Annotated in this window: 13 protein-coding genes; 3 read left to right on the top strand and 10 right to left on the bottom strand. The window is 69.5% G+C overall.

What is annotated here, in order from left to right; genetic code table 11:
- Together D588_RS0111210 and D588_RS0111215 are read right to left on the bottom strand one after the other, a co-directional pair.
- Positions 1–341: VanZ family protein (locus D588_RS0111210; protein ID WP_017916044.1), on the bottom strand; the 341-nt coding region annotated here is incomplete at its 3' end.
- Positions 341–1,525, bottom strand: a complete 1,185-nt coding sequence (locus tag D588_RS0111215; RefSeq protein WP_026143599.1) for an SAM-dependent methyltransferase — start codon at positions 1,523–1,525, stop codon at positions 341–343. The genes D588_RS0111210 and D588_RS0111215, both read right to left, overlap by 1 nt.
- Before the next feature lie 54 nt (positions 1,526–1,579).
- Between D588_RS0111215 and D588_RS0111220 the strand changes: the two genes are divergently transcribed.
- A complete protein-coding gene (locus tag D588_RS0111220; RefSeq protein WP_017916046.1) occupies positions 1,580–2,314 on the top strand; it encodes a pteridine reductase in 735 nt (244 codons plus the stop codon).
- Between the two features lie 118 nt (positions 2,315–2,432).
- Here the strand turns inward: D588_RS0111220 and folK are convergent, their stop codons facing one another.
- Entirely contained in the window at positions 2,433–2,957 is a 525-nt protein-coding gene (gene folK / locus D588_RS0111225) for a 2-amino-4-hydroxy-6-hydroxymethyldihydropteridine diphosphokinase (protein WP_017916047.1), read from the bottom strand.
- Between the two features lie 96 nt (positions 2,958–3,053).
- Between folK and D588_RS0111230 the strand changes: the two genes are divergently transcribed.
- Positions 3,054–3,893, top strand: a complete 840-nt coding sequence (locus D588_RS0111230; protein WP_017911734.1) for a proteasome-type protease — start codon at positions 3,054–3,056, stop codon at positions 3,891–3,893.
- A gap of 363 nt (positions 3,894–4,256) precedes the next feature.
- Here D588_RS0111230 and D588_RS0111235 read toward each other — a convergent pair whose 3' ends face one another.
- The 5 genes from D588_RS0111235 to D588_RS0111255 form a co-directional block, all read right to left on the bottom strand.
- Complete coding sequence (locus tag D588_RS0111235) at positions 4,257–5,771, bottom strand: hybrid sensor histidine kinase/response regulator (RefSeq protein ID WP_026143600.1); 1,515 nt, start codon at positions 5,769–5,771, stop codon at positions 4,257–4,259.
- Between the two features lie 6 nt (positions 5,772–5,777).
- Positions 5,778–6,218, bottom strand: coding sequence for a response regulator (locus tag D588_RS0111240; RefSeq protein WP_010343137.1), 441 nt, complete (start codon positions 6,216–6,218; stop codon positions 5,778–5,780).
- Positions 6,215–8,026, bottom strand: coding sequence for an ATP-binding protein (locus D588_RS0111245; protein ID WP_017916049.1), 1,812 nt, complete (start codon positions 8,024–8,026; stop codon positions 6,215–6,217). Before D588_RS0111245 ends, D588_RS0111240 begins: the two co-directional genes overlap by 4 nt.
- Before the next feature lie 199 nt (positions 8,027–8,225).
- Entirely contained in the window at positions 8,226–8,570 is a 345-nt protein-coding gene (locus tag D588_RS0111250) for a hypothetical protein (protein ID WP_226975011.1), read from the bottom strand.
- 187 nt (positions 8,571–8,757) lie between these two features.
- Complete coding sequence (locus tag D588_RS0111255) at positions 8,758–9,174, bottom strand: BON domain-containing protein (protein ID WP_017908374.1); 417 nt, start codon at positions 9,172–9,174, stop codon at positions 8,758–8,760.
- Between the two features lie 144 nt (positions 9,175–9,318).
- Between D588_RS0111255 and D588_RS0111260 the strand changes: the two genes are divergently transcribed.
- Positions 9,319–10,359 (top strand): oxidoreductase, encoded by a 1,041-nt coding sequence (locus D588_RS0111260; protein WP_017916050.1) that lies wholly within the window; start codon positions 9,319–9,321, stop codon positions 10,357–10,359.
- 10 nt (positions 10,360–10,369) lie between these two features.
- Here the strand turns inward: D588_RS0111260 and gnd are convergent, their stop codons facing one another.
- Complete coding sequence (gene gnd / locus D588_RS0111265; RefSeq protein ID WP_017916051.1) at positions 10,370–11,314, bottom strand: phosphogluconate dehydrogenase (NAD(+)-dependent, decarboxylating); 945 nt, start codon at positions 11,312–11,314, stop codon at positions 10,370–10,372.
- Between the two features lie 69 nt (positions 11,315–11,383).
- The coding region (locus D588_RS24525; protein ID WP_017916052.1) for a hypothetical protein at positions 11,384–12,549 on the bottom strand (1,166 nt) is incomplete at its 5' end.

Here is a 12,549-nt window from a genome sequence, read left to right on the forward strand (position 1 = left end):
GCGGTGGCCATGCCGGCCGCCACGCCCAGGGCGTCGGCCAGGGCATCCAGCGGATCGGCCGAGCGCGTGGTGGTCCAGGCGCCCTGCGCGAATTCGATGCCCACGCCCAGCGCCAGCAGACCCAGCGCGGCCCAGGTCCAGGCGCGTGGCCCGGCATAGACCTGCACCGCCGCGGCGGCCAGCAGCAGGTAGGCGATGAAATGCTCGACCTTGTCGGTGTCGGGCAGGTCGGACAACTGCGGCGGGTGCGGCATCATGCACACGTAGATCAGCACCGCGATGCCCAGCCACCACAGCCCCAGCCACAGCCAGGGCCAGCGGAAGTCGCGCACTGCCGCCATCACAGCCGCCAGGTCAGGTCGCCGGACAGGAACGCCGGCGCGAGCGACACGTCGCGCTCGAAGCCCATCACCTGGAAACGCTCGCCCATCTCGCTGGGCAGGGTCAGCTGCTTCACCTGTTGACGCAGGCGCAGTTGCGCGGCTGCGTCGCTGCGCGCCTCGGCCTCGGCCAGCAGCGCGTCCAGGCCGTTGCCGAGCAGGAAGCTGGCCTGATTGCAGTAACCGGCCAGGTCGAAGCCCGCCCCGGTACCGGCCTCGGCCAGCGCGGTGAAGTCCACCGACGCGGTCAGGTCCTGCAGGCCCGGCCAGCGGTACGGATCGGCATGCGTGCGATGCCGGTAGAACGCGCGCAAGGTGCCGTCGTCGCGCTCGGGCAGATAGAACTCGCGGCGCGGATAGCCGTAGTCCACGAACAGCATCGCGCCGCTGCGCAGGCCGCCGGCCACCGCCTGGATCCAGTACGGCAACTGCGGCAGCAATTCGGAACGGTAGCCGTCGGCGAAGGGCGCCTGCAGATAGCGTTCGATGTGCCGCACCGCGGCCGCCAGCAGCGGATCGGCCGGCTGCTCGCCGCGGCGGAAGCGGCCCTCGCCATCCAGCGTCACGGTCTCTTCGAACACCTCGCCATCGCGCAGCGCGAAGCGCGGCGTCGGCAGGGCGTCGATCACCTCGTTGGCGAACAGCACGCCGTTCCAGTCGTCGTCGAACGGCCGGTCCAGCCATTCCACCAGGTCGAACACCGGCGGGATCAGCGCGCGCGCCAGGCGCTCGCGCTGGCGTTCGCGCAGGTCGGCGCTGGGCTCCAGGATCGCGTAGCGCTCGGGCAGCGCATCCAGCGCCAGCAGGCGCTTGAGCATGACCTCGGCGAACGCGCCGCTGCCGCCGCCCACTTCCAGCATGCGTGCCTGCGGCCCGAGTTGCTGCAGCACCGGCGCCAGCGCATTGGACACGGTGGCGGCGAACAGCGGCCCCAGTTCCGGCGCGGTGACGAAATCGCCCTCTTCGCCGAACTTGCTGCTGCCGGCGCTGTAGTAGCCCAGGCCGGGCGCGTACAGCGCCAGCTCCATGAAGCGCGAGAACGGAATGGCTCCGCCGGCGGCGGCGATCTCGGCGCGCATGTGCGCGGCCAGGCGATCGCTGTGGGCCAATGCGGTGGCATCGGGCAAAGGAAGGTCGGTGGGCATGCGCTGCGCGATTGCGTGGACAATGCACAGCATAGCCGAGCATGGAACCCGTACATGACCCAGACCAAAGTCGCCCTGATCACCGGCAGCGCGCGGCGCATCGGCGCCGGCATCGCCCGGCGCCTGCACGCAGCCGGCTATAACGTGGCCTTGCATGCGCACACCTCGCAGGCCGAGCTGCAGGCGCTGGCGCAGGAACTGGAATCCCTGCGCGCCGGCAGCACGCTGACCCTGCAAGCCGACCTGCGCGACACCGCGCAGCTACCCGACCTGGTGGCGCAGTGCGTGGCGCGCTTCGGCCGCCTCGACGCACTGGTCAACAACGCCTCCAACTTCTATCCCACGCCGCTGCACGAGGCCACACCGGCGCAATGGGACGACCTGTTCGCGGTCAACGCGCGCGCGCCGCTGTTCCTGGCGCAGGCCGCCGCCTCGCAACTGCGCCAGCACGGCGGCGCGATCGTCAACCTCACCGACCTGCACGCCGAACAGCCGCTGCGCGCGCATCCGCTGTACAGCGCGGCCAAGGCCGCCCTGGCGATGCTGACCCGCTCGCTGGCGCTGGAACTGGCACCGCAGGTCCGCGTCAACGCCATCGCCCCCGGTGCGATCCTGTGGCCCGACGCCGGCAAGGACGCCGCCGCGCAGCAGGCCCTGCTGGCACGCACCCCGCTGGCACGCACCGGCCAGGTCGAGGAAATCGCCGACACCGTGCGCTGGCTGCTCGACGACGCCAGCTTCGTCACCGGGCAGACCGTGCGGGTGGATGGTGGGCGCGGGCTGACTTGAAGGCTGGGAACCGGGAATAGGGAATGGGGAATCGACAAGCGCGCCCTCTTTCCCGCCATTGCTGAGCGCTACGCCAGGCCGCGCCATGACAGCGCGACGATCGGCCCGGCGCCCAGCTCTACCGATTCCCCAATCCCGATTCCCCATTCCCGGCTTCATCAACCAACTCGACCACCTCGAACACCTTCCCATGCTCCGAATGCGCCTGCCATAGCGCGCCCAGGGTTTGTCCGGTGACCGGGTCGACGAAGTCGGCGGCGATGTCCGCCAGCGGCTTGAGCACGAAGGCGTGGCGCAGCTCGGGGCGCGGGATGCGCAGGTGGCCGGGGCCTTCGACGATGCGGTCGCCGTAGAACACCACGTCGATGTCCAGGGTGCGGTCGCTGAAGCGCGGGCCGCTGCGGTCGCGCCCGTGCGCGTCCTCCAGCGCATGCAGCCAGTCGTCCAGCGGCGCCAGCTCCCAGTCGGTCTGCAGCGCCACCGCGTTGTTCAGGAAGGCCGGCCCGTCGAAGCCGACCGCCGCGGTGCGATAGGTCGGCGACACCGCGACCGCACCGAACTGCCGGCGCAGCGCCGCGATCGCCGCGGCCAGGTGGTGATGCGGGCGCAGGTTGCTGCCCAGGCTCAGAAGCACGGTGGTCATGCGCTATTCGCGCATGCCGCGACCGCGAGCGTCAACGGCTAGCCAAGCCCGAGCCGCCCCCATAGAATCGGGACGTACCCGGTTTTCGGCAGCGCCATGACATATTGCGTCGGCATCGAAGTGGACGAAGGCCTGGTCTTCGCCGCTGACACCCGCACCAACGCCTCGCTGGACGACGTCCGCGTCCACCGCAAGCTGCATGTGTTCGAGTATCCGGGCCAGGCGGTGTTCGCGCTGATGTCGGCCGGCAACCTGGCGACCACGCAGCTGACCCTTTCGCGGCTGCAGCGCGACGCCGACGATCCGGACGCGCCGCGCAGCCTGCGCACCTTCCGGCACCTGTTCGAGGTCGCCGAATACGTCGGCGACGTGCTGGCCTCCAGCCAGGTCAAGCTGTCCGAGCAATCGCAGCACAGCGGCATCAACGTGCAGTCGACGCTGATCCTGGGCGGGCAGATCGCCGGCGAACGGCCCGGGCTGTACATGATCTATCCGCTCGGCAACGCCATCGCCACCTCGCCGGAAACGCCGTACCTGCAGATCGGCGAATCCAAGTACGGCAAGCCGATCCTGGACCGCATCATCCGCTCGGAGATGCAACTGGAAGACGCCGCGCGCACCGCCCTGGTGTCGCTGGACTCGACCATCCGTTCCAACCTGTCGGTGGGCATGCCGATCGATGTGGCGCTGATCCGCCGCAACGACCTGCGGGTGACCGAGCGCATGCGCCTGGAAGCCGACACCCCGCTGTACGCCGAGATCCACGACACCTGGTCGCGCAAGCTGGAGAACGCCGTGCGCACCCTGCCGCGCTTCCCCTGGGAACCGGCCCTGTCCGCCGACCACGACACCGAATCGCGCGACGCCCTGCCGCCCCTGCCCCCGCGCCGCTCCCCCGCCCGCCGCGACCCGGAAGACCAGTCGGCGCAGCAGTGAGAAGCCGGGATTGGGGAATCGGGATTCGGGATTCGCAAAAGCGGGTTTCTGGGAACTGACACCGCGCGCTTAGAGCATCGCTGCGCTTCGCGCGCGAAGCGGAGACGGCCGTTGCTGTTGCCTCCAACGAATCCCTAATCCCGACTCCCGAATCCCCGCTTCACAGTGAAAGGCCGGGATTAGGGAGTCGGGATTGGGGATTGGCAAAAGCGGATTGCTAGGACTGAAACAACGCGCTTAAAGCGTTACTGCGCCTCACGCGCGAAGGGGCCGAGGCTGTTGCCCTAAGCGAATCCCGAATCCCGACTCCCCAATCCCCGCTTCACAACGAATCCCCAATCCCGACTCCCGAATCCCAGCGCCTCAACCACTCTCAAGGGCATGCGCCACCGCGCGGAACACGCGCTGCATTTCCAGCGGCTTGCGCAGGACGTGCACGGCGATGTCGGCGGGGAAGTGGTCGCGCTCCAGGTTGGTGCCGGTGTCCTCGAGGACGATCGCCGGGCCCTGGTAGCCCAGGTCCTGCAGCGCCAGCAGCAGGCGTACCGCCGACAGCAGGATGATGTCGCTGTCGACGATCACCAGGTCCGGCAGACCGTGCTCTTCGACGTCGCGCAGCGCGGCGGCGCCATCGGACGCCAACTGCGGACGGTAGCCCTGGCTGGACAGCGCATTGCCGAGCAGCGACAGCCGCGTGGCCTCGCCGTCGACGAGGAGCACGCGCTGGCCCTTGCCCATCGGCAGCGACGGCTCCGGCTCGAACGACGGCACCGGCGCGCGCAGCGGGATCAGCAATTCGAAGCAGGTGCCCTGGCCCGGCGTGCTGTCCACGCCAATCCGGCCGCCGTAGCTTTCGACGATGCGCTTGCACGAGATCAGGCCCAGCCCGGTGCCGTCCGGCTTGGTGGTGAAGAAGGGGCTGAACAGCCGCGCCTGGGTCTCCGCGTCCATGCCCATGCCGCTGTCGCGGACCAGGATGCGCACCTGCTCGCTGCCGTCGGCGCCGATCGCCGGCGCCGCCGAGAAGCTCAGCTGGCCGCCATCGGGCATGGCCTGGATCGCGTTGAGGCCGAGGTTGAGCAGGCACTGCTGCAGTTCGGTGTAGTTGGCTTCGATCGACAGCGCCGAATCGGCCACGTCCGCCTGCAGCGTCACCCGCTCCGGCAGGCTGCTCTTTAGCAGCATCTGCACCGCCTGGAACAGCTCGGCGATGCGCACCGGCTCGCTGGGCGTGCGCGAGCCGCGCACGAACGACAGCATCGACTCGGCCATCTCGTGGCCGCGCCGGCCGCACTCAGCGATGACGTCGGCCAGGTGCCGCAGTTGCGGATCGTCGCTGCGCCCGACGATCAGTTCCGGCACGATCAGCAGCGGCTGCAGGATGTTGCGCAGGTCGTGGCTGAGCCCGGCGGCGAGCAGGGCCAGGCTCTCCAGCCGCTGCGCGCGCATGAGTTCGCGCTCCACCCGCTGCCGCTCGCGCTCGGTGCGGGCCTCGCGGATCGCCCGCGCCACCGCCGACGGCAGGCGGGTCGGGTTGTGCTTGATGATGTAGTCGTTGGCGCCGTCGCGCAGCGCCTCCACCGCGGTCTCCTCGCCGATGGTGCCGGAGACGAAGATGAAGGGCACGGCGTTGCCGTCCTCGCGCACCACCCGCAGCGCCTCGTGCCCGGAGAACCCGGGCATGCTCAGGTCCGACAGCACGATGTCCGGCGCGAACTCGCCCAGCGCCTCGCGCAGGGTCGGCTCGCTTTCCACGCGGCGGAAGGTCGCCTCCAGGCCGGCGTCCAGCAACTGGTCGGACAGCAGCTCGGCATCCTCCGGGGAATCCTCGACCATGAGGATCCGGATCGGGCCAAGCCTGGGGCCGGTGGTGGGCATGCGCGCTTACTCTTTGTCCGGCGCCTGGTTGATCAGCGCCCAGAAGGTGCCCAGAGTCTTCACCGCGGTGAAGAACTGGTCCACGTCCACCGGCTTGACCACATACGCGTTCACGCCCAGGTCCCAGCTGCGGGCCAGGTCGCTTTCCTCGCGCGAGGACGACAGGATCACCACCGGCAGGCGCTTGAGCGACTCCTCGCTGCGCACCAGCTTGAGCACTTCCAGGCCGTCCATGCGCGGCATCTTGATGTCCAGCAGCAGCACCGCCGGCAGGCCTTCCTCGCGGTCGGCATAGGCGCCGCGGCGCAGCAGGTAGTCCATCGCCTCCACGCCGTCCTCGACGTGCACGATGGGATTGGCCAGACGCGCGTCGCGCAACGCATCCACCGCCATTTCGGCATCGGCGGGGCTGTCTTCGGCAAGCAGGATGGTGCGGATGGCGGTCATGCGATGAACTCGGTAGTGGGCGCTTCGGGCGCCGGGGGCAAGACGAAATGGAAGGTGGCGCCCTGGTCGGGGGCGGACTCGGCCCAGATATGGCCGCCATGGCGGGCCAGTACGCGGCGCACGCTGGCCAGGCCGATACCGGTGCCGGAATATTCGCTGGCCTTGTGCAGGCGCTGGAACACGCCGAACAGCTTGGCCGCATAGGTCATGTCGAAGCCTGCGCCATTGTCGCGCACGCTGAAGTGATGGCTGCCGTCCGGCTGCACCTGGTAGCCGACCTCGATCTGCGCGACCTCGCGCTTGGCGCTGTACTTGACCGCATTGCCGAGCAGGTTCAGCCACAGCTGGCGCATCATGTTCTCGTCGGCGACCAGGATCGGCAACGGCGCGATGCTCCATTCGATGCGATGCCCGCTGTCGCCATGGTCGGACTGGTAGTTGGCGTCGAGCACCGAACGCGTCTCCGCCACCAGCGACTGCATGTCCACCGCCTGCAGGCGCAGCGCACTGCGGCCCAGGCGCGAGTACACCAGCAGGTCGTCGATCAGCGAGGCCATGCGCCGCGCCGAGGTGCCGATCACCTCCAGGTAGTGCCGGCTCTTCTCGTCGGCGCCATCGCCCAGGTGCCGCACCAGCTTGTCGGCGAAGCCGGCCACGTGGCGCAGCGGCGCGCGCAGATCGTGCGAGACCGAGTAGCTGAACGCCTCCAGTTCGCGATTGACTTCGGACACCTGCTCGATCTTGCCCTCCAGCTGCCGGTTCAGCTCCTGGATGCGCTGTTGCGCGGTTTTCTGCAGGGTGATATCGCTGACCGTCATCAAGACCACTTCGTCCTCGCTGTCCGGCAGCGGCATGCGCCGCGCATTCAGCAGCATGGTCCTTGGTACGCCGTCCGCGCCAAGTTGTTCGTGCTCGAAATCCCACAATTCGCGTCCGCGCAGCAGCACGTCGGCCAAGCGCTGCACGATCACCGGATCCTGCCAGACGCCGTCGCCGACGTCGGCGAGCAGCTTCGGCGGATCCGCCAGGTCCATGCCGTACAGTTCGGCGAAGGCGGTGTTGTGCATCAGCATCCGCTGCCCGTTGTCGAGCAGCACGATCGGCTCGCGCACGGTCTGCAGCACCGCCGCGGCGCGGCCGTTGGCGCGCAGCATGTGGCGCTCGGCATCCAGGCGCCGGCCGATCTGCCGTTGCAACAGCCAGATCACCAGGCCCAGCAACAACAGCTGCACCACCAGCGAGGTCCAGCTCATCATCGAGGCGAGCATGCGGCGCTGCTCGGCGTCGGCGGTCCGCTCGCTCAGCAGTTCGTCCTCGCGCCGCTGCAGTTCGGCGATCAGGCCGCGCACTGGATTGTCGGAGGTCATGTCCTGGATCAGCGCGCGGATCCGCTCCGGATCGCGGGTCTGCGCGATCCGCTCGGCGATCAGGCCGCGTCGCTCCAGCGTGCTCTGCAGGCGGCCGACGCGGATCTGCTGGTCCGGGTTGTCGCGGGTCAACTCGGCCAGGTGCGCCAGCGTCGGCTGCATCGAGTTGCGCGCCTGCTGCAGGCGCGCGGTCAGGATCGGCGACTGCACGCCGTGCGACATCGCCATCGCCGCCGACTCCATGTCGCGCATGTCCGCTTCCATCGCGTTCAAGGTGGCGGTCACTTCCTGGCTGTGGCCGACCCAGTCCGCCGCACGCAGGGTGCTGGCATTCATCTGCCGCAGCAGCAGCGAGGGCAGGATGACGATCAGGACGACGGCCAGCGCCAGCAACGGCAGCCGCCAGCGGTCCCAAGCATCGTGTTTGGCGATGGTCTGCATAGCTGGTGCGTCAAAAGAAGGAACGGCTGCGGCCATCGCGGGCGCGCATTGTCGCCCATCTTCCCCGGCAGCAGATGAATTGTTCAGCGGAAGCGCGACACCCCGATCGCGGTACCTGCAATGACTCTATCCCAGGCCGCGCGCACGACGACACGGGCGGCCTGCGGCCACCCGCGGGAGTGCCACGCGCGCGCCGCGCTCAGGGCCGGCGCGCCGGGGGCGGAATGGAACCGGCGGTGGCGCCGATCAGGGTCCAGGCCGGCATGCCGGCGCGGACCAGCAGGAAATCGGCGTGGCTGCGCAGGCGCCGGCGCTCGGATTGGCTCAGGCCCTGATCCAGTTCCTGCATCAGCACGGAGAACGCCGGCCAGAACCCGGTGTCGTCGTGAAACGTGGTCAACAGCATGCTCAACTGCGCTTCCAGCCGGCGCACCGCCGGCAGCAGCAGTGACGGCTGCGCGCCATGGCCGGACAACGCGGCGCCCAGCGCCTCGGCAGCCGCGGCCGCGTGCCCCGCAGCCGGGTGGGGTTGGGTCTCCAACATCGCGCGTGATCCGTTGACGAACATGAAGGCATGATGTCTGAGCGGGTGTCAATGCGACGCGAAATGCGATTTCCGTCGCGAATTTGCCCCCCCCAAAAAAAACGCACCCCGCAGGGTGCGTCGCAGACCGGCTGTCGCGGGTGGGGCGCCTCGTCGCATCCCCACCCGCGGCGGCGGATCGCAATGCTTACTTCTTGGCGGCGGCGCTGACCTTCAGGTCGGCCGCATCCACCTTCTTGACTCCGTCGATCTTCTTGGCGACCGCCACGGCCTTGTCCTTCTCGGCCTTGGTCGCGACCGCGCCGGACAGCTTGACCGTGCCGTTGACGGTGTCGACCTTGATCTCGGTGCCCGACACGTTCTTGGTGGCCAGCAGATCGGCCTTCACCTTGGTGGTGATCCAGGTATCGGTGACCGGCTCCTTGGAGTCGTGGCGAGTCGTGTCATGGGCCATGGTGTCGTGCTGCATCGTGTCCTGCTGGCCCATGGTGCCGTGGTCCTTGGCGCTGGTCGCCTGGCCGGCTGCGAACGCCTGGCCCGCGCCGAACGCGAAACCGGCCACCAGGGTGGCGCCAAGCAGGGTGCGTGCATTGATCGTCTTCATCGAGTCTTCCTCCGCTGAATGTGCGCGCAGTCTCCGCCAGGCCGTCGTACAGGCGGCGTGACCGAAGAATCGCCGCAGCGTGAATGCGCAATCCGCCCACGCAGCCCAGGCGATACTGGCGTCCCGCCGCTGCTGCCTGCGCCCATGTCCGACTTCAATCTCGCCCTGCTCGGCTTCGGCTACGTCGGCCGCACCTTCCATGCGCCGCTGATCGCACACACGCCCGGCCTGCACCTGCACACCGTGGTCTCGCGCCAGGCCGAGGCCGTGAACGCGGTCTGGCCGCAGGCGCGCGTGGTCGCCGAGGCGGCGCAGGCCTTCGCCGATCCGCAGATCGATGCGGTGGTGATCGCCACGCCCAACCAGACCCACGCGCCGTTGGCGCTGGCCGCCCTGGCCCAGGGCAAGCACGTGCTGGTGGACAAGCCATTCACCCTGGACGTGGCCGAAGCGCAACAGGTACTCGACCAGGCGCAGCGCGCCGACCGCATCGTCAGCGTGTTCCAGAACCGACGCTGGGACGGCGACTTCCTCGGCGTGCGCGCCTTGCTGGAGGCCGGCACGCTTGGCGAGATCGCCGAGTTCCATTCGCACTTCGACCGCCACCGTCCGCAGGTCGGCGACCGCTGGCGCGAGCACGCACTCCCCGGCTCTGGGCTGTGGTTCGACCTGGGGCCGCATCTGCTCGATCAGGCCCTGCAACTGTTCGGGCAGCCGCAATCGCTGCAGGCCGATCTGGCGCTGCAGCGCCCCGGCGCGCAGACCGTGGATTACGTGCATGCGGTGCTGCACTATCCGCGGCTGCGGGTGGTGCTGCATGCCGGCTCGCTGGTCGCCGCCAACGGCCTGCGCTTTGCGGTCCACGGCAGCGGCGGCAGCTACGTCAAGCACGGTCTGGACACGCAGGAAGCGCAGTTGCGCGCGGGCGTCACGCCGGGCGCGCCCGGCTGGGGCGAGGATCCCCTGCCCGGCCAGTTGCGCCTGGTCGGCGCCGACGGCACGCACGCCGTCCAGACCCTGCCCGCGCCGCGCGGCGATTACCGCGACTGCTATGCGGCCTTTCGCGAGGCGATCGCGGGTCGCGCGCCTGCGCCGGTGGATGCGGCGCAGGCGCTGGTGGTGATGCGGCTGCTGGAGGCAGGCGTGCGCAGCGCCGCCTCCGGCTGCAGCGTCACGCTGGACTGAGCGCCGGGCCTCAGGCCGGGCGCGTACCGCCCGGCGCGGGCGCGTCGCCGCCCTCGTGCTTGATCGCATGGCCGCCGAACTGGTTGCGCATCGCCGCCAGCAACTTGTCGGCGAACGAATCGTCGTCGCGCGAGCGCAGCCGCTCCAGCAGCGAGAGGGTGATCACCGGCGCCGGCACGTCCAGGTCGATCGCCTCGGCCACGGTCCAGCGGCCCTCGCCGGAGTCCTGGACGAACGGCGCGATGCCGGCCAGGGTCGGGTTGTCGCCCAATGCATCCGCGCACAGGTCCAGCAGCCATGAACGCACCACGCTGCCCTGGCGCCAGACCTCGGCCACCTGGTGCAGATCCAGTGCGAATTCCTGCTTGCGCCCCATCAGCGCGAAGCCCTCGGCATAGGCCTGCATCATCCCGTACTCGATACCGTTGTGGACCATCTTGGTGAAGTGGCCGGCGCCGCTGGGGCCGACGTGTCCCCAACCGGCATCGGCAGCCGGCGCCAGGGTCGCGAACACGTCGTGCAAGCGCTGCACCGCGGCGTTGTCGCCGCCGATCATCAGGCTGTAGCCCTCGCGCAGGCCCCACACGCCGCCGCTGGTGCCGCAGTCGACATAGGCGATGCCGTGGGCAGCGAGTTCGCCGGCGCGGCGCATCGAATCCTTGTAGTAGGAATTGCCGCCGTCGATCACCACGTCGCCCTTGCCGAGCAACGGCAGCAACGCGGCCAGGGTGTCGTCGACGACCTTGCCGGCCGGCACCATCAGCCACACCGCGCGCGGTGCCGGCAGCGCCGCGATCAGCGCGGCCATGCTGTCGACCGCGTCGACCCCGCGCTGCTGCGCCGCGCTGCGCGCGGCCTCGCCCAGGTCGAAACCGACCACGCGATGCCCGCCGCGCACCAGCCGCTCGGCCATGTTGGCGCCCATCCGGCCCAAGCCTACAAGTCCCAGTTCCATGCGTCGTTCCCGGTTCGAAAAAAGGAGGGTTAGGGTCTCACGAAGCGGCGATGCCGACGTGACGCGCAGCTAAGGCACCGATGCGGCGGCAGGTGCCGGCGGCGGCGTTTGCGCACAGTCGTGCAGTTGCAGGTCGCGCCAGCGCTGGTACAGCGTGCTGTGCAGGTTATGCAGGGTCAGCTCGATCGCGAACGGCGTGCGCGGATTGCGATCCAGCAGCCGCACCACGTGATAGCCGATCGGCTTGACGCCCTTGGGATGCACGTAGACCTGAAAGCCCCGGTAAAACGGATCGTCGAGCAAGGCGTCGAGTTGCGCGAGCACCGCCTGCTGCGCCGGATCCAGGCGTGCGCGCAGTGCCGGGTCGCGCTCATACAGCAGGCGCTCGAAGCGTTCGCGGCCCGGGCCGCGCAGCGCCCGCGCCAGCTCCCAGATGCGGCGGTTCTGGGCGTCGTAGTAGGCGAAGCCACCGTGCGCGCGCAAGGCCGTAGCGGCCTCGGCGCTGACCGCGGCGACCACGAAGTTCTCGGCCTGGTTGTTGATGTCGTCGAGGTAGCGGCGCTCGAACACGTGCACGATGTAGCCAGGCGCACCGAGGAAGGCGGCGCGGCCGCGCTGCGCGGTCCTGGCTGCCTTGCCGTCGGCGAAGAACTCGCCAGCGTGCGCGCCGAGCAGGATGCTGTCGGTGTCGTGCAGGGTCAGGAAGGTGCCGATCGACAGCTCGTCGGCGCTGAACGCACGATCGAACGCCGCGTCGCCATACAGTTCGCGCTGCGTGGCCAGTTGCGCGATCTGCCGGCCGACGCCACATTCCGAGCGCACGTGCCCGCTGTAGAACGCCTCGATCGCCTGCGCATTGCCGCCGGCCGGGCGATAGCCGCGACCGAAGCTGCGGAAGCGCTCCCAGCCTTGCGCGTGCGCGCCGCGCAGGCCGAAGCCGATCCAGCCCAGTTGCAGCGCCGAGAAGCGATAGCCGGGATTGTCCTGTAGGCGTGCGACCGCGCGCGTGGTGGCCGCCCCCAGTTGCAGGAAGTAGCCGCACTGCGTGGCCGGCGCGTCCAGCAAGGCACGCAAGGCCTGCTGCCGTTGCGCGTCGTTCCAGGCCGCGGGCAAGGCCGCCTGCAGATCGCCGTGCGCCTGCGCCTCGGCCAGCGAACCGCGTTCGCAGGGTGCGCCTGCGGCGATCTGCGGCTGCGCCGCGCTGGTCGTGCCGATGCGCCAACCGAGCCGCTCCA

Source organism: Xanthomonas sp. SHU 308 (assembly GCF_000364645.1).
Classification (GTDB): Bacteria; Pseudomonadota; Gammaproteobacteria; order Xanthomonadales; family Xanthomonadaceae; genus Xanthomonas_A; species Xanthomonas_A sontii.